Origin of the sequence: Palleronia pelagia, from assembly GCF_900110115.1 — a bacterium.
Classification (GTDB): domain Bacteria; phylum Pseudomonadota; class Alphaproteobacteria; order Rhodobacterales; family Rhodobacteraceae; genus Palleronia; species Palleronia pelagia.
In genome coordinates this window covers 175,791-193,159 of sequence record NZ_FOCM01000005.1, presented here as the reverse complement: position 1 = coordinate 193,159, position 17,369 = coordinate 175,791, and the positions used below count along the sequence as shown (strand labels likewise).

Genomic DNA, 17,369 nt, shown 5'->3' with positions numbered 1-17,369 from the left:
CTTAAAAGTCGAAATCTGTCGATATGCCACGACGCAGTTGGAAACGGTGGCTTGTGTAATCTTCGAAGTGGCTCGTTTTGCCGATACGTTCGCGAAGCTTGAGGAAGACGTCCTGGTCGTTGAACCGATCAGCATCGCGAGAAAGCAGGAACTTGATGGGCAGCTCCCGTTCGCGCGCATTTTGCGAGGTGTAGTCAAAGGTCAGCGGGTGCTCATCTGAGATGAGCGTGCCGTCCGAAGCGTAAATCCCAGCAAGAACATTACGCTGTTGCTGCTTCTCTGAAACTGGCTGAGTTTGATAGAGAGTGACGGCCGTTTGGCCGGAAGAGATCAAGCTTTTTCCAGTGACGATGATCTGCACTTCAACTTTTTCAACATCGGCTTCGCGTCGTTTGCCGACACGGAGTACGGGAACAATGACCTCTTGAAGCGTGGCCCCGCCATGTACGAACCGGCTTCCCGCTCCCTTGACGCGCATACGATTGATCGAATTGGGCAACAGAACGTCCAAGTTGCCTGATAGACCCAGATTTGAGGATGAAAACTTCTTCATTCCAGATGTCGCATCCAGGTCTCGCCCGATGATAAATCGACGATTTTTAACAAGGATTTCCGCACCAGCGGGAGCCGCTACCGAAAAGTCAGTCTCATCCAATGCCCGGTGCTGATAGATGAAGCCATGATCCGCCGTCACAAGGATGTTGGAAAAGTTGGCCGTCGTAAGCTTGCGGACCAGTTTGGTCAGATCCTCGACAGCGACTTCTGCAGCCTCTGTCACGCGTTCCTCAGTGGCGAGCTTGTCGCCAACGATGTCGATCCTGTTGTGGTAGAGGTAGAGAATGTCATGATCGCGGAAAATCTCTTTTCCGTCGTCCGCCTTCAAGCTCATGAAATCATCGGCCTTCATGGCTTTGACACGGTCTCCGGCACGCCCCATGCCCAGAACCTTTTCGCGGTTAGCGGTTCCCTGAGTAGGCAAGCCAAACGAAGACACGTTGCCGTCCTCCGACAGCTCCAGATCCTTGTTCGGTAAGAGCGCAGCCATGCCGAGTTGCGTGTAGCTGGGCAAAGCAGAAATCATCGGCTTTAGATCGGCGTCGAACCGGTTCAGTTTACGGATCTCGCGCAGGGCTTCTTCTGCAACCTCATAGCGCAACGCGTCAGAGATGATTACCACCACCTTCTGATCGCGGCGGCGGAATTCGGCGGCCTGGTCCATATAGAAATCGGTCTGATGCGCAAATCCCGATATCTTCCAATCGCTCAGTCCAGCGATCTGATCTTGCCAGGCGTCATTGACGGCAGACAGGAAGTTGGTCGTGTAGCGGTTCTCTACGCTTTCGAACAACGCGCTAAGCAGAGAGGACTGACCGCTCTTTTGCATATGATAGATGAATTTGCGGTAGAGTTGGTCGATCTTGTACCAATGCGAAACATAGCGCTTCACCCCCTCAGCGGGGGAGGTCATGGTCAGGTTCGCCTCAGCCAACGCCTGCTGGAATTCTGTGGCATAGCCGATGGCTTGATAAATATCCTCATAGGTCGGGTACCAATGGCTTTGCCGCCTCTCTCGCACGGTCTTCAGCACCTCGGCTGATGAGACCGTTTGGCTTGCCATCTCACGCACCAGAGAGCGGATGATCTGCCGGTCGATCTCTTCAAAATGGTCGATGGCACGCAAGGCCTTGATGTCGCGCTCTTGCACGTCTTCTGGGATCCGCAAGATTTCCTGGTACTTCCCACTCAGCGTTTCAAACGCCTGCGCCCCCAGCCGATTGTTCTTCCAGCGGCGGAAGACAAGAAGTGCCTCGCCGTTCAGCTTGCCATCTTCGCCCAGGGCGCGGGCATAGCAGGACTGGAACAATGTGATCGCGAAATCCTCAAAGTCAGGCGCATCGCTGACATAGCCGTAGGCATTCTCAACCTGCTTCCAGAAGAACTCTGTCAGACCGGACCGCTCCATCAGGCGCATCGCATCGTCGCGCTCGTCCGCCAGCTCTGCCAGCAGCTCCTCGATGACCGTGTCCAAGGCACCTTCAGCCCCGGCGCAGACGGCCAGCATGCGGCGTAGCACATCGGTCTTGGTGTCCGATGGCGTGAGCATCTGCTTCAGCGCCTCGATGCGGCTCTTGGCGCGGTAGAACTCCATGTGGTCGCGCACCGCGTCTTCGAACTGCAGCGGCAAACCCAGTTCAGCTAGCCAGATCGCCGCCTGATCGGCCTTGAAGACACCGCAGGCGAAATAGAGATCCAGCAGCCAGTTGTCGGCCATCTCGGGCGCGGGGCCGTCGTGGAAGACCAGAAACTTCTGTTTCGGTTCTTGCCGCAGCATCCGGTACTTCAGGCCGAACTCGTTATTGGCGATCTCGACCTTTTCCACATCCGGCAGGTCCACGGCGTCATATTCGGCCCGCATGTCGCGCGCGGCGTCGTACCAGAAGACAATCCGCTGATCGATAAACAGCCGCTCTAGGCCCGCCTTGATCTTTTCCGTCATGACAGCCCCGCGATCTTCTTCAGGGCCGTGCCGAACTTCGGATAGTTGGCCTTCACCCCGTCATCCAGATCGATCTCGATCTTCTGCTGTGCCAGCGGGAAGATCACGTCGCGTTCCCATTCGTTCAACTCGTCGATCTGCTTGGCAACCTTGGCCACATCCTTCAGCGCCTTGGTCTTCTGGCCTTGCGTCGCGGTCGGATCATCGGCCAGCTTTTCCAGCCGGGCGCGTTCGCCCTCCAGCTTGGTGATGAACTCGCGCAGGTAGTCGTTGAGCAGCACCGACACTGTGTCGCCGCGATAGCGATGCATGTAGATCAGGGCATTGAACGTCCCCTTGGGGCTGGAGACCATCCAGTAGATCGGGCGTTTCTTGTAGCGCTTCACGTGGTCGGCGTAGAAATCCTTGGTGAAATACTTTCGGGTGTCCTTGCCCAGAGAGTCCTCGATGTAGCGCAGGTTCTCGCGGAAATGCGCCTCGCCGAAGGTCACGCGCAGGAACAGGCGGAAGCGTTCGGTGATGTCGTCGGCGAACCAATCGCCATCGAGCACAGGGATGACGTTGTCTTCGTCCGGCATGAAGCGCGGTTCGGGGATGCGGGCGAGGTAGTCCTCCAGCCGCTCACCCTGATTGGCGAGGATCAGGCCCGGCGCGTCGAGGCTGTAGCGCCCGAACATGCAGCCCACGGCATAGCTGAGGAACTCGGCCATGGTGTCGGCGCGCAGGCGGGTTTCACGGTCGTCCTCGCTGCCCTTCACGCCATAGCGATAGGCGGGGTTGCAGGTGAGGGTGATTTCTTCGATCGGCACCTCGGGGGTCAGCTCGTCTTGCAGACCATAGGCGTCGATGAAGATGCGGTTGTTCTCTTCCTCAAGGCGCTGCATCTCGTCCGTCATGGACTGCCAGTGGGCGCGCAGCGTGGCATAGCTCTCCGCCAGCGTCTCGCCGCGATGATCCTCGGAGAGCAGCGGGAGCGTGGTGAAATCCCAAGAGGTTTCGTAGGCGTCCCAGTCGGATTTCACCCAATCTGCCAATTGATCTGCAGTTTGAGAAACACTGGGGCCAAGATCTGACACAAGGGGTAGGTTTAGGACGTGCCCAAGCTTAAAATCCATCGTAGGAGCGAGCATTTTAAGAAGATGATCCGCGACACGGCTATTCAGAAAAGCTGTAAGGTCAGCAGTTGTGGATGTTCCAGTCGGGAAGCCCATTGGCCCCTTTGCATCAAACATAAATCCTTCAGGGACATGTCTTACGGAGAAACTACCACTCGACATCCCAGACCAAGTGAACCCGCCGCGAAAACCATAGTCACCATTGTAATTGTGTGACCGAATTCGCCCAGTCTTAGGATCAGCAAACTTCCTAAGTTCCTGTCCATCATCATACCAATTTACGAAGTGCTCAAAGTTTCCGGACCAACGCCGATACTCCCCGCCTTTTACATACGGGAACCAACGATAATCTGTGGCAGAAGCCTCTTCCGTCGAGGTGATCCCTATACCTGCTTTGCCAAAAGATACTTCTTGCCATTCACGAAGGAAAAGATCATTGCTACCTGTTGTTAAGCCCTCTCTGGTTTCAGAAAACTCGGAGACCGCGGGGGTTTCTGTAAAGAGTGCTTTTACCTGACCAGAGCACCAATACACGACGGGAGTTCCCGGTAGACTTTCAAAATCTGCCGTTGTGGTAACTGAGGTCCTTTCATTCTCCAGTGGAAATGAATTCGGGACACCTCTCTCGTCGCATTCATAGTAGCGTATGCACTGGTAGTTCCCGGGATAATTCTCTTTCCGAGCTTTCTCTGCAACAAACGCAGTGGTCCCGAAATTGATTCCCATGCTGGTTCCACCTTTGCCAAGGTAAGGCATGTGAACCATCGATTGGATCGCTGATCGATCGAAAAAGCTGGTTCTAAATTTCTCATACCGTGAGATAAACATCCAGCTTTCCATTGTAACCAACGCGCTGAATGCCTTTCCCATGTTGAGTGCTTGGCACCGCTCAATGAAGGCGGCAAACAGATCGTACTTCGAGTTTGAATATTCAGCCTTTAGCTTTTCACTAAGGACGTCATTCATCCCTTTTCCGCCCATATACGGCGGGTTAGCTACCACCACGTGATACTTCGGCGACAGGGCCTCGGCCATGCGCAGCACGGCCACGACGCGCGCCTGCACGTCCTTCAGCAGCAGGTCGCCGCCAAAATCCCGCGCCTCGACCACCCGCAGTGTCTCGGCCGGGTCGCGCAGCTTCGGCACGATCAGCGAGCCGAAGTTCTTGGCCTGCTCGAACTGCCCCAGCGTCTCGCGCAGCTCATCGGTGAACAGATCCTTGCCCACCACAGCGACCACGTCCTGCATCTCGGCGTCGGTAAAGGCCACGTTCTGCAACACGCAGATGTCGGGTTTCGCCTCCATCCGCAGGAACCGCCGCCGCCCCAGCTTTGCCGCCGCCTTCATCGCCAGCGCAAAGGCAGCCAGTGCGCCCGCGCGGTCGTCAATCTCTACCCCGGTCAGGTTGTGCGTCAGGATCAGCGCGGGGATCTCGGTCGCGTCATATCCCTCTTCCTCGTAAATGGCGTAGAGCAGGTCAAAGGCATAGGTCAGCATGTGCCCCGAGCCTGCGGCAGGATCGCAGATGCGGATATCTTCTGGCTTGGTGATTTTCAGGAAATCCGTCTCGGGCTCTTCCGGCGCGATGTAATAGTCCATCTTGGCCGCCAACCCGCTGTGCGGATGGTTCAGCAGCCAGAGCCGCCCCAGCGAGTTCTCGACCAGATAGCGGACGATCCAGTGCGGGGTGAACAGCTGCGTCGCGGCGGGGATGTTCTCGGCCGTGATTTTCTGGTTCTTCTTGAGACCCGCGAAGACCTGGTCTTTCTTCTCCGAGATGTAGAACTGGTAGAGCCAGCCGATGATCTCGACATCCTGGCAGGCGTCCTCGGTCATGACCTTGCGCAGTTCGGCGAGGATGGAGGTCTGTGACAGCAGATCCTCGGGCATCAGCAGTTCGGTGTAGTCGTCGATCTGTTCGAACAGGAACGGCATGGGGCCGTGCCACTGGTTGCAGGTATGGACCAGCAGGAGGCGGTATGCCTCGGCCTGCGGGTCATGCGACGGCGTGCGCCCGTCGAGGAGGGATTGGATCGTCGTGGGGGCACCGTCCGGCAGGTTGCCCGCCATCGCTTCTGACAACAGCTCTGGTCGTGTGGCTCCGTCGGCGGGGGAGACAGTGCGGACCTGCGTGTAGCCGCCCGCATCCATGAAGCGCAGGGCGGTGAAGCGGTTGAACCAGGTGTAGGCGACCTGTTCGATGACCTGCTGTTTGTCGGCTTTGTTGATGGCGTTTTCGAGGTCTTTGACCGCCTTTGGGGCCTCGCGCCGCGCGGCGCTGCCCTCGGCCAACACGACGTCGAGCTTTGAGGTGACTTGATCGATCAACAGGTTGCGGGCGGCCTGGGCAAATTTCTTGAGCGCGTTGGTATCCATTACACAATAACTTTCTTACCCGCGCGGATTTCGGCCAGCAGGGTCTTTTTCATTTCTTCAAGGTACTGGTCGACGTCGGCCTCATCGGTCAGCAGCGTTTTGGGGGCTGTGACCTTCAGCTGCGAGGCGAGGACCGTTGTGGGGGGCTGCGGTGCGGGTGCTGGCCGGTCCGACATGCCGGGCTGCGACTCGGGTGCAGGTGCCGGGCGCGCGAGGCGGTCGAGTTCGGTGACAACGTCCGAAAGCAAGTTGGTGCGCGCGCCATTGGCACGGTCGCGCAGCACGGGGATTAGCGTGACCGTGTCGAGACCTGCCTTATGGCTCTCGATCCGCGTGGTGATGCGGGCCTGTTTGTCCGGGTCGAGCGCCTGGAAGTCCGGCATTTGTGCGATCTTAGCATAGACGTCTTCGACCTCTGCCATGACGGCTTTGCGTTCCTCAAGCACCTTGAGTTCGACCTTGTTTTTCAGATCAAACAGGTCGGATTTGAGGTTCTGGATCGACGACCCTTTAAAACAGGCCGGATCCTCCAATGCAGCGCGCAGCTTCGCCCCAGCATCAGGATCGACATAGTCGATGTTGGCAGATTGGCTGGTGAGCATATCGCGGGCATCGTCGTAGATACCCTTTTGTGCGCGCCCCATGAAGGACTTCACCTTGTCCAGGATATCCTCCTTCGCGTTCAGAAGGTCATCCTCGCGCTTGGGCGCGTCGGAAATATACCAGTTCGCTGGCTTGCCCTTCATGCCCCGCAGCAGTTCATGGAACGGCTCGAGCGCGGTCAGGAAAGGGTAGCGGTGTGACAGGCGAATAAGACCGTCTACCTCGGCTTCGAGCGTATCAATGCTTGTAGCCCATTCCGCACCCAAACCACGCGCGTCTGTTCCCGATGAGGGCTGCGCAAAGAGCTCCTGATAAAGTTCCTTCGCTCGACGAATTTCTGCAGCGGAGAATTCTGTCTGAGGGGTCAATAGTATGTTCGGAAGCGCGTGACTGTTGTTCAACGCCTTGGCAAGGTCCAAGCCTTCCTTGATGGCGCTGTCGACGCGCGCTTCGATCTTACCTTTGGCAACCAAGCTGCCCGCAAGGCAAAGGACTGCGGTAACTGGCCAGCCGTAGGGTTTGGATGTGAACCGATCAGCCAGATATTTGACGGAGACCTTCACCCCGTTGCGTGCCTGCGCGTTGATGAAGCTGAGGACGTCCTGTTCGGCTTCGTTGATACCCGTACCGTCAGAACCGAAGAGCCCGCTTTCCGATTGTACCGCTTTGTTGATATCGGCCTCAGTATAGCAGACGCCGCGCAGCATCGGGAGATTGGTGTAGACTTTGTCGACCAGGGACTGGAATGCCTTGCTTATGCGCTCTTGAGCATCCTCTCCACCGATCTCCAATTCGTCACCCCTGACGAAGAGTCGGGCGCTTCCCATCAATTTGCGAAGCCGCATTTCAAGGTCTTTTGCGCGGCGGCCGTTTTGTTCGCCTTTTTCTGCGACGATACGGTCGCGGCCCGGCTGCGGAGAACCGCTGCGGGACTGCCGGATGAACTTGTCCGTTTGCTTAAACAGGATCAGGTCGCGGACGAAGTTGGCATCTGGCTTCATGGCAACCGCGAGCTCTTCCCGAGACATGGTTTTCATTCGAATGCCATCGGGGCTTTCAACCTCGTCGCTGAGGGGCGAAACGAGATTGATTGCCAGTTCGTACTCGCGACCAACCGCGTGATCATCAAGCTTCCGGGTAAAGGAATATTCGCTGTTAGTTGCGAGATGCTTGATCTTGCGATGACGCAGAATGGTATCGAATGCGAGGGTTTCGAGTTCTTTTGAGAGCTCAGAAGGGTCTATTTCGAGGGCTTTGATTTCAGCTTCGACATCCTTTTCTTCGTTCGTCAGGAACTCGTAGACCTCGCCGTTCCGCTGGATATAGGTTTCCCTTTCCAGACGGCTCAATGCTTCCTCGATCTTGCGGCGTTGGCCCGTCTGGTCCGCCTCAAACTCTGACAGCAGCAGAATTCCGATGTTTCGAACCGACGGTTTGAAGCCTTTGACGTATTTGACGAGGAACAAGGATTTCAAAACCCGAACGGCAAAAGGATCGTCCAGGTTTTTTTCGGCAATCTGAATACTCTGTTGAACCGAAGATTTCAGTGCGGTGCGGATTCCTTCGAACATGAGATCGAAAGTGGCCAGCCCTCCGACTTCTTTGTCTTTCAGCTTCTTAGAGACCTCTTGGAAAACGCCCAACATCGAACGCTCACCGACCGAGCTGTGTTTGCCTTCAAATGCGTTGTGCTCCGACAAAGACGTGATCGCCATTTGGAAGAGGTCATACTGATAGGGAGGGAAAGGATAGCTTGAGATGAAGTGCTCGCGATCCCGGTAGTTTTTGAGCTTCATCGAGCCGTCAGCAAAATCGAACAGGGTCTTGAGGTTGTTTTCTTCGCGGTCATGAAGGTTGCCAAGCGTTACTTGCCCTTCCGACGTTTTGGCGAGGAGGCGGCGCTGGATCACTTCGGCGACGTCGGCCGAGTTCAGCGGCATGCGGTTGCTGAAGCGGGCCTGGATTTTGGAGAAGTCATTCTCTTGCTGTTGCGTCATGTCGCCGATAACCGACGCCATATCTTGCTGCGCAGTTACTATGATCCAAGCCTGCCCTTTGCATTTGGTGTTAAGGCTCTCTGCGATGGTTTGCAGGTTGGTCATTAGCTTAACATTGTCCGCAATATACTGGCCGACTTCGTCAACAAAGAAGTTTAGCCGGAAGCCCTTGGGCTGGTCATCGATCCAAGCTTTGATTGTTCCAGCGAAGTCCTCAATCGAGACGCGTGTGTCCTTCCGGTATTGGCTCAGGATGTCTTTTGCATCTGAAGGATCACCACCGGTTGCTTCTGCAAACGCTGTCGCAATGTTCTTGGCTTCGAGTAGCGCCTGTTCCCGACCGCGCTCCCAGTCTTTCCCGGCAGCGCTTCGAAAAGCTTCTTTGAATGCCTCGAATTGCCCACGCCCCTGCAAATCGCGTTCGAATTGCGCGATATGAGGCTGTTTGCCATAGAACCCGCAGGCTTCGTCAAAGACCTTTTGGAAGACAGATAGAAGCGCATCTACATCCGTTTTCGAGATCACATCTGCCTTCTGGTCGATATTGAACAAGATCGATTTCGACGGGATGGAAACGGCCTTGTTGAGTGCGCCTGCCAGCATTGGTTCGCCTTTGAGCTTCTCAGCGAAGATCTCGTGAGCGGTTTTGCCGTCGACTTCACGATTTTCAAGCAGTAGAGCCAGCATCTTCAGCAAGTGCGACTTACCAGAGCCAAAGAAGCCAGAGATCCAGACGCCATTTGAAGTGTCATAATTGTTGTAGGCCTCGAGGAACTGTTCCAGCCGTTGGCCGATCTCCCCCGTGATGACGTACTCGTCGAGTTCGACGCGAAGGCTTGCCTCGTCATCGGCCTTAATGACGCCGTCAATGGCGCGATCAACGGGTTTCTCAAAAATGTCTTTTAGCAGCTGGGCCATGGTCTTAGACCTCGTAATTCAGAATGTTGAAGGCGCGGTAATACTTGTCGTCATGAAGCTGACCAAAGAGATCCAATGACGCGCCAGTCGCCAAAGCATGGGTGTAGCTTCCTGGGAAGAAGAGAACGGTTGGTGCTTCTTTCGCAGTGCTTTGTAGGTTGTTCAGCACGTTGTGAGAGCGGATGAAAGGGTATACCTCACCAACGCCTGACAAGAAAATGACGTCATGTGGGGTCGCTCGGATCGCCTGGCCAATATGCGGGATCAGATGAGCCTGTGGGTCCAAGACGCCCTGTAGAAGTTCCTTGATCTCACCCTTGCTACTGTCGGCCTCAATTTCAAGAACCTGCTCTAAGATCCCGCGCTCTGAAAGTATCTCGAGCGCGAGATCGTAGAGGTTCAGGTCCAACACTCGAGTACCGGAGTGCTGAATTCGGGTCACAAGATCTTCACGATCCTCAACCATGGTGAGCCCTTCCTCGGCGGGAAAGGGATAGATGAAAAATGGCACTTCATTCCCTAGGCCTTGTTTGGTCAGGAAGCGTTCACTAGTGATCACGCGGTAAAGGTGCTCGGCCCGCTCTTTCCGGTTCAGTTCTCGTTTCAAATTAAGCTCCCTCAACCGGAACGCTGGGAAAAATGGCCAGCTCGCCGGGGTTGTGGTCTTCAATCATGTGTTTCAAACGTGTGGAAATAATCGCGGTTTGAATGCGATCATCTTCTGAAATGATCCCGGCTTCACGCATCATGCGAAACATGATTTGACGAAGTTTCAGGCGGGTCGACCGACTTAATCCGGCCAGTCCTTCATCCCATTCAGCTTTTGCCTCAAAAAGAATGTCAAAGCTTTCGAGCGGTAAATCGAGTTGGTAAGATAGGTATCGCTCTCTCACCACTTCCACCGCAAATTCACGAACGAACCGATATGCGCGGCATGTGGCGATCCACAACATCGCCTGCTGTTCGGAACGGTCAGCCTCTTCCACAAGGTAAGCGCGTTCCTCATCTGTAAGAGTAAGCAGGCGGTTAGAAATTTCGCGCAACGATCGACGGTTCGATGCTGATTTCGGTAGGCTGGTTGTGCCTTCCTCCATGGCTCTGAGAATTGTGTCTTCCCAGGCTTCACCGTCTTCATGCAAGCGCGCGACTTCCAGGCTTTCGTTCAGGAAGAGCCCGCCGGTGCTGAATGACATCTTGTAGTCTTGTCTCGCGAAAGCACTCATCGCCGCCCCCTTTCGAGAGCAGCGCGGACTTCTCCGTCATTAATCAAAACTATGTGCTGATCCTGTGGGGCGCGGATACTAGGATCAACGTCAAGGCCAAGCCGCTTTAGATTGTAGAACAACAGGCACTTTCGCACTGAAAGTTCTGCCGCCCCGTCATACATTGCATAGTCGAGCTCGACAATCCTGCGTTGGTTTTCAGACAGGCCAGGGTGCGGTGCGATTTTGAGCGTTATTGTTTGGTGCCAGTCTTCATCTGTACCGGCGTCGACATCTGATTGTTCCCCCAATGCGCTTTTCAGTATGCGTCCGAGAACAAAGTCTTTGAAGACCTGGTCTTTTGAGCATAGCGCTCTCGCATGCCAACGAAATCCGTCATGTGCGAGGGCATGAGGAATGATAACGCGAGCTTCTGGATCGGGGGACGACATCGACTGATAGCTTATTTGCAGCTCTTTGCCCTGTTCACAGGCTAATAAGACGTTGCGAAGCGTTAGCGCGCTAAGTCCGCGCCCAGGCACAGTGGTTGCCAGAATGTCCGGCTGATAGACAATCCAGTCTGCAGTGGGGACTGAACCGCCCCGTGAGATCGATAGGAGATCATCAAGATACTCTGACGGATCAAGCGCAGTGTAGTGTTCTTCGAACTTCGGGCCCAGAACGTAGGTCTTGGCCGTTTTATCGTAGATGATGTGTTCGGGATGATCATTGATGTAGCTATTGAGGTCTTTCGAAGCTTGAGCTCGACTAAGGCCCATAACGTCCATCAGATCCGCAAGGCCGACACGTCCACGCCAAAAGACCCTGTGCTCAATGAATGCACGGCGATCCTGCTGCCATCGTGAAAGACTATTCGATTCGCTTGTCATAGCTTAAGTCTAGTTCAACCTAGAGGATGGGTCTACATTTAAGAACCATATACTCAGCGGACCGTCTGCGATATCTTGTAATTCTGTCAGCGGGTTGTGGGACTGCTTTGGCTTTGTATCGCGCGCGGCCTGGGAAGTATCGCATGGTTTCAGAAGAACCCGCGCTTAAGCGCGCGGGCAACATCTCCCAGTAGACTGCACCGAGGCTCAACGGGCCGTTGGCCCGCTCACCCCGATCCAGACATCATCAATTTTGTTTGGTCCGCCCAACATCCCTGACCGTGGCGGTCAACCTTAGTCCATCCCCAAAATCAGCCACCAATTTCCCCTGTCTCGCGGGCGAGCCATTCCTTGCGGGGCAAATTGGCGTCTGATTTCGGCGCAGACATTTTCTTCGCAAATGTGGCCGATTGACAGCCCCGTTCAGGGCCGTGGGTCGGGCTTTGCCCTCTCCCACTCTGTTCCGCCGAATACATGCGTATTCGGTCAGATCAGGTGGCCGAGGCGCAGCCCATCTGCGGAAGGGGGCGCGAAGCCTCACCCGCGTCACTTTGATCGAGGAGGCCACAAATGGCACCGAAGTTTGATGTTTATGCCCATGTCACCGACACAATTATTGCAGAGATCGAGGCGGGCACGCCGCCATGGCGCAAGCCGTGGACCGGGAGTGCGTCCGGCATTGCCCTGCCGACACGGCACAACGGCGAGGAGTATCGCGGGATCAACATCCTGATGCTCTGGGTCATGGCGGCCGAGCATGGCTATGTGTCCAGCCGCTGGATGACCTACAAACAGGCGCAGGAGCTGGGCGGCCAAGTCCGCAAAGGCGAAACGTCGTCCACCGTGGTCAAATACGGGACGTTCACCAAAGAGAACGAATTGGGCATTGAGGAAGAGCTTCCCTATGCGCGCGCCTATCGTGTGTTCAATGCGGATCAGATCGAAGGTTTGCCGGAGGATTACTACATCCGGCCCGAGGCCCCGCGCGATCTTGGCACTGAGGCCGATCCCGAGCTTGAGGCGTTTTTTGCTCGCACGGGTGCGGAGATCGTGACCACCGATGAGCCGCGAGCCTATTACAGCCCGGCCAAGGATCACATCCATATGCCGCCCGTAGCGACCTTTCTTAGTACAAAAGGGTATTTTGCGACCCTTGCCCATGAAACAATCCACTGGACCGGTAGCGAAAAGCGGCTTGAGCGGATCAAGAAATTTGCGAACCGCGAAGCCTATGCCTTTGAAGAGCTGGTCGCAGAAATCGGCGCTTGTTTCCTTGGTGCCCAGATTGGTGTCCCGCCGGAATTTGACCAAAGCGCCGCTTATGTTGAAGGGTGGTTGAAAGCTCTCAAAGAGGACAAGCGGGCGATTTTTCGCGCGGCGTCCGAGGCACAGAAGGCAGCCGATTTTGTCTTAGCAGCCGCAGGTCAGTCGAAAGCGGCCGCAGCATGAGCGGCCCCGCAATCTTACCCCCAATGACGTGCCGCAAATGCGGCGCGTCAAACCCAGTGATCTTTCTCGCGCCGGTCATCGTGAAAGGCAGTTGTTCGTGCATTTGCCTAGATTGCGCCGAGGCCCGTTCATGGCTGGATCCGGACGGCAACTTGAAAGCCGGTGTTGAGCTTTGAGCACCTGCGGCCCGCTTCACGTGGCGGGGCGCAGGCATTTTTGATCGGGATGATAAATTGTGGCCCGTGCTGCTGCGCACGGGCCGCTCTGAGAAACGGACTGTGCGGAGGATCGACTGGCTTTCAGCCCGCTCACCTCCTTCAGGCTTCTTTCAATTTGATTGGTCCGCCCAACATCCCTGTCACGTCCCGTCAATGGGCAAGCGCCGCGCGGGCGCGTCGTCAAAGCCTGCAACCCGTGTCCTCGCGCGAAGGCGCGCTGCGGGCCGCACCAGTTGCTGGCTTTGACCCATTGACTGGCCGCTCCTGGGCCGTGGGTCGGGCTGTGCCCCCACCCACTCTGTTCCGCCGAATACATGCGTATTCGGTCAGATCAGATTGGCCGGTGTGCAGCCCATCGGCGGAAGGGGGCGCAAGCCCCAACCGCAGCACCCAAGAGGAGGCCACAAATGGCTCACAAATATCAGCCCCCTAAATTCTGGACCTGCGACTGTGATCGCGAGACCGGCGGTCACATCATCGACGGGCTTTATAGCACCTGCGTCTATTGCGGGAAGCATCGGCACGAGCTGAAGGAAATCGTTGTTCCGTCGGGTTTGGGCGGCGTGTTCTGCGTCAAGATCCTCAGCGTCGAGGATGATTGCGCCAAGGTGAAGGTGGTCAAAAGCTCGAACGGCTTTGACGCGCTGCCGCCCTTCACGGTGCCGTTCAAAGACATCGCTCCGCGTTGGAAGCACAAGGCGGGAGAAATCCAATGATCCCTGACTATCACAGTGATGATTTTGCGACAGCGCGTCTGGAAGATACCGTCATCCGCGCGCGATTGGATGCTGTTCAGGGCATCAGCGCAGCAGAACGCGAGGCCACTTCCCAACCGAGCCTCGTTGCACAGCGGAGAGCGCGCCGTGCCCAGAAGTAACCTTCCCAAGGGCGTCCACCGTGTCCGGCGCAAGGTCGTGTCCGGTGTTCGCTACCATTTCTATGCTTGGCGGGGTGGCCCCAAATTTTGGGAAGGGACGGACCCGAACCCCAAAGAGCCCGAATTCTTCCATGCGTTTTCACAGTGCGGTACGCCCGCGAGCCCGGCTGAATATCTGACGACTCACTTAGTCGACGATTTTCTGTCCAGCGCGTCCCTGCCTAAAGCTGAGCGTTCAAAGGCGGATATCCGCAAGTGGCTGGAGCTGTTTCGCGAGGAGTTCGGAGCCGATCCTGTCGCGATGTTCGAAGAGCGCGCCTCGCGGGGCGAGGTTAACAATTGGCGCAAGAAGTGGCTTCATTCCCCCAAGCAGCACGACATGGCGGGTACCCATGCGACACGCGTTCTGAATTGGGCGGTGGAAGAGGGGAAGCTGAAAGAGCATCACTGTCACAAGCTTAAGAAGCTCTACCAATCGAACCGGACTGAGATCATTTGGACGAGTGGCGACATAGCGCAGTTCAATAAGCACGCGCCGAAATGGGTGCAGAGGATCCTTACCGCAGGATGCGAAACCGGTTTGCGGGCAGCTGATCTGGTTCAGGTCAAAATGGACCAATTCGAAGACACGCCGCACGGCAAGCGCCTTCGTTTCAGGACCAGTAAGCGCGGCCAGATCGCATATATCCCGGCCACTTCAGCCCTTGAGAAACTGATCGCAGAGACGCCGGAGGGCCAAGATGTGCTGCTGGTGTCAGAGCTTGGCAGGCCTTTGACGGCCCGTTGGGCATCGAACCAGATCACCAAGTGGCGGCGCGAAGCGGAGATCCCACCGTGGATCGATGGGCGCGAGAAGACTTTGTCCGATACGCGCGGGACAGCGGCGACAAGATTGCTGAATGCCGATCTGTCTTTGCGCCAAATCGCAGTTCTGATGGGCTGGTCGGTTCGCTACGCGGCGCAGGTAATCGAGCATTATGCGCAGGTAAGCCCGGACGAAAGCGATGCGGTTCTGCGCAAGCTCAATCGAGCAAAATCACTGTCTCAAGACACAAAAATGTAAACGCCCCTGTAAACGCGGGGCCTCAAACACGGCAAGGAGTGATGTAAGTGATTGATTTTAAATGGAGGCGAGTACCGGAATCGAACCGGTGTACACGGATTTGCAATCCGCTGCGTCACCACTCCGCCAACTCGCCGCCGGTGGTGTGACGCGGGCATACTCCGAAGCGCCAGGCATCGCAAGCGGCGTTACGCGGGATGAGGCCGGAGCGGGTGCTTGGAACCGACTCGATGGCAGCTGGAAAGGGAGGGGGTCCCTTCGGGTGCGCTCGAACGTCCTTGGCGGGAGAAGCGCCGGCGCGCGGAGCTCGCTGGCACAGACGTGGCATCTGGTCTGTTCTCGGCACGCCTCTTCGGCATCTGCCAGCCTTTCTGATGACGGAACCTGGGACATCAGAGATGCAGAGGAATCGACATACGGCTCGAGGTTGTCATTGGGCAATCGATTGCGCTGCGCCGGTAACGGGACGTTCACCAACCGCTGGCAAGCTCGCGTCGGATGGCGGCTGCACTCTCCTTGGCATTGGCAACGAATGCGACGCGGGAGCGCCCGGGCCGCACCAGGCCCTCCGCTTTAGACGCGAATTCGAAAGCAGGTGACCGGACACTGCCCCGCATGCTGTATCCGGGCGGGCGACAGCGGGGTCTGTCATGTTCCCGCGACCGGATGGGGTGCCCGACGCTGGAAGTGATTTTGCTCTATCGGGGGGCGGCAGCGGCTGCTACGGGCAGATTCGACGCGGCCGACCGGACTGTGAAGGATCGGCACGCCGGAAGAGCACCGTTCGCCGGGCCGCACGTAGGGGGTCCCGCGCGGATCGAAAGCAGAGGGACGCGATATGTTCAATGTTCTGGCCGCCGCCTGGGCCCTTTTCCTCGGGATGGCCCTGCTCATGGTCGGCAACGGCATGCAGGGCACGCTTCTCGGTGTCCGTGGCGAGATCGAAGGGTTCTCGACCCTCGAGATGTCCTTCGTCATGTCGGCCTATTTCGCGGGCTTCCTGGGCGGATCGAAGCTGGCGCCCGAGATGATCCGGCGCGTGGGCCACGTGCGGGTCTTCGCGGCGCTGGCGTCGTTCATCTCGGCGATCCTGATTCTCTACCCGGCGATCACCCAGCCCTGGGCGTGGGTGCTCTTGCGGGTGCTGATCGGGTTCTGCTTCTCGGGCGTGTACGTGACGGCCGAGTCGTGGCTGAACAACTCGGTCACGAACGAGCGGCGGGGACAGGCGCTGTCGCTTTACATGATCGTCCAGATGTCCGGCGTGCTTGCGGCGCAGGCGCTGCTGGTCACCGGGGATCCGTCCGGCTTCGTACTGTTCATCATCCCGTCGGTCCTGGTGTCCATGTCCTTCGCGCCGATCCTGCTGTCGGCCACGCCGACGCCCGCTTTCGAGACCACCAAGCCCATGAGCCTGCTGCGGCTCTACCAGTCGTCGCCCCTGGGATGCGTCGGCATCTTCCTGGTGGGCGGCGTCTACTCGGCGCAGTTCGGCATGGCGTCGGTCTACGCCTCGCAGATCGGTTTCTCCGTTCGGGAGGTCGCCATCTTCGTGGGCGCCATCTACCTGGGCGGGCTGATCCTGCAGTTTCCGATCGGCTGGCTGTCGGACCGGCTGGACCGCCGGCTGATGATCCTCGGGGCTGCCGCGCTGGGTGGCGTGGTCTGCATTCTCGGCCTGTTGCCCGATCCCAGCCTGGCGCTGCTGTGCGTGGCGGCCTTCGTGCTGGGGGGCATGGCGAACCCGCTCTACCCGCTGCTCATCGCCTATACCAACGACTACCTCGATTACGAGGATATGTCGGCCGCCTCGGGCGGGCTGATCTTCATCTTCGGGCTCGGGGCCATCGCCGGCCCGCTGGCCATCGGTGTGCTGATCGGGTGGCTCGGGCCCATGGGGTTCTGGGTGTTCCTTGGCGTGCTGATGCTGGCGCTGGCGGCCTATGCCGGTTACCGGATGACGCGCCGCGCCTCGCCCGACCGGGACGAGTACGGTCAGTACATCCCGATCACGCCGACCACCCACGCGGTCACGCTGGATGCCGCGCAGGAGTGGCTGCAGGAGCAGGCCGAGGAAGAAGAGCAGCAATCCGCGACCGCGGATGGCACCGACGACACCGACACGCGCGCGGCGGGCTAGCCGCCCGCTCGCGCCTTGATAAGA

General features: G+C 57.3%; 10 protein-coding genes and 1 tRNA gene. 4 read left to right on the top strand and 7 right to left on the bottom strand.

The window, feature by feature from the left end; translation table 11 throughout:
* Window position 1: 1 nt before the first annotated feature.
* The 6 genes from pglZ to BMX96_RS12410 are packed head-to-tail and all read right to left on the bottom strand — an operon-like array spanning window position 2 to window position 11,598.
* Window positions 2–2,497, bottom strand: coding sequence for a BREX-1 system phosphatase PglZ type A (gene pglZ / locus BMX96_RS12435; RefSeq protein WP_091845788.1), 2,496 nt, complete (start codon window positions 2,495–2,497; stop codon window positions 2–4).
* On the bottom strand, window positions 2,494–5,988 hold the full coding sequence (gene pglX / locus BMX96_RS12430; RefSeq protein WP_091845787.1) for a BREX-1 system adenine-specific DNA-methyltransferase PglX: 3,495 nt from the start codon (window positions 5,986–5,988) through the stop codon (window positions 2,494–2,496). Before pglX ends, pglZ begins: the two co-directional genes overlap by 4 nt.
* Window positions 5,988–9,506 carry a BREX system P-loop protein BrxC gene (gene brxC / locus BMX96_RS12425; protein ID WP_091845786.1) on the bottom strand — a complete coding sequence of 1,173 codons (3,519 nt, stop codon included), beginning with the start codon at window positions 9,504–9,506 and terminating at the stop codon, window positions 5,988–5,990. The genes pglX and brxC overlap by 1 nt, the downstream gene beginning before the upstream one ends.
* Before the next feature lie 4 nt (window positions 9,507–9,510).
* Window positions 9,511–10,113 carry a DUF1788 domain-containing protein gene (locus tag BMX96_RS12420; RefSeq protein ID WP_091845785.1) on the bottom strand — a complete coding sequence of 201 codons (603 nt, stop codon included), beginning with the start codon at window positions 10,111–10,113 and terminating at the stop codon, window positions 9,511–9,513.
* Window position 10,114: 1 nt separating this feature from the next.
* Entirely contained in the window at window positions 10,115–10,699 is a 585-nt protein-coding gene (locus BMX96_RS12415) for a DUF1819 family protein (RefSeq protein ID WP_236737053.1), read from the bottom strand.
* A gap of 26 nt (window positions 10,700–10,725) precedes the next feature.
* On the bottom strand, window positions 10,726–11,598 hold the full coding sequence (locus tag BMX96_RS12410; RefSeq protein ID WP_091845784.1) for a BrxR family transcriptional regulator: 873 nt from the start codon (window positions 11,596–11,598) through the stop codon (window positions 10,726–10,728).
* Window positions 11,599–12,168: 570 nt separating this feature from the next.
* On the opposite strand from BMX96_RS12410, the gene BMX96_RS12405 reads away from it, so the two are divergent.
* The 3 genes from BMX96_RS12405 to BMX96_RS12395 all read left to right on the top strand — a co-directional run bounded on the left by BMX96_RS12405 (window position 12,169) and on the right by BMX96_RS12395 (window position 15,205).
* Window positions 12,169–13,047, top strand: a complete 879-nt coding sequence (locus BMX96_RS12405) for an ArdC family protein (RefSeq protein WP_091845783.1) — start codon at window positions 12,169–12,171, stop codon at window positions 13,045–13,047.
* Between the two features lie 625 nt (window positions 13,048–13,672).
* Complete coding sequence (locus BMX96_RS12400) at window positions 13,673–13,981, top strand: hypothetical protein (RefSeq protein ID WP_091845782.1); 309 nt, start codon at window positions 13,673–13,675, stop codon at window positions 13,979–13,981.
* Window positions 13,982–14,179: 198 nt separating this feature from the next.
* On the top strand, window positions 14,180–15,205 hold the full coding sequence (locus tag BMX96_RS12395; RefSeq protein WP_236737052.1) for a tyrosine-type recombinase/integrase: 1,026 nt from the start codon (window positions 14,180–14,182) through the stop codon (window positions 15,203–15,205).
* 62 nt (window positions 15,206–15,267) lie between these two features.
* On the opposite strand, the gene BMX96_RS12390 is transcribed toward BMX96_RS12395, so the two are convergent.
* Window positions 15,268–15,341, bottom strand: a tRNA-Cys gene (locus BMX96_RS12390).
* Between the two features lie 702 nt (window positions 15,342–16,043).
* Here BMX96_RS12390 and BMX96_RS12385 point away from each other — a divergent pair.
* Window positions 16,044–17,345, top strand: coding sequence for an MFS transporter (locus BMX96_RS12385; protein WP_091845781.1), 1,302 nt, complete (start codon window positions 16,044–16,046; stop codon window positions 17,343–17,345).
* Window positions 17,346–17,369: the final 24 nt, after the last annotated feature.

Excerpts from the sequence above, each read along its gene's own strand:
- pglZ (WP_091845788.1), bottom strand. The coding sequence starts at position 2,497 with ATGACGGAAAAGATCAAGGCGGGCCTAGAGCGGCTGTTTATCGATCAG.
- pglX (WP_091845787.1), bottom strand. The coding sequence starts at position 5,988 with ATGGATACCAACGCGCTCAAGAAATTTGCCCAGGCCGCCCGCAACCTG.
- brxC (WP_091845786.1), bottom strand. The coding sequence starts at position 9,506 with ATGGCCCAGCTGCTAAAAGACATTTTTGAGAAACCCGTTGATCGCGCC.
- BMX96_RS12415 (WP_236737053.1), bottom strand. The coding sequence starts at position 10,699 with ATGTCATTCAGCACCGGCGGGCTCTTCCTGAACGAAAGCCTGGAAGTC.
- BMX96_RS12410 (WP_091845784.1), bottom strand. The coding sequence starts at position 11,598 with ATGACAAGCGAATCGAATAGTCTTTCACGATGGCAGCAGGATCGCCGT.
- BMX96_RS12405 (WP_091845783.1), top strand. The coding sequence starts at position 12,169 with ATGGCACCGAAGTTTGATGTTTATGCCCATGTCACCGACACAATTATT.
- BMX96_RS12400 (WP_091845782.1), top strand. The coding sequence starts at position 13,673 with ATGGCTCACAAATATCAGCCCCCTAAATTCTGGACCTGCGACTGTGAT.
- BMX96_RS12385 (WP_091845781.1), top strand. The coding sequence starts at position 16,044 with ATGTTCAATGTTCTGGCCGCCGCCTGGGCCCTTTTCCTCGGGATGGCC.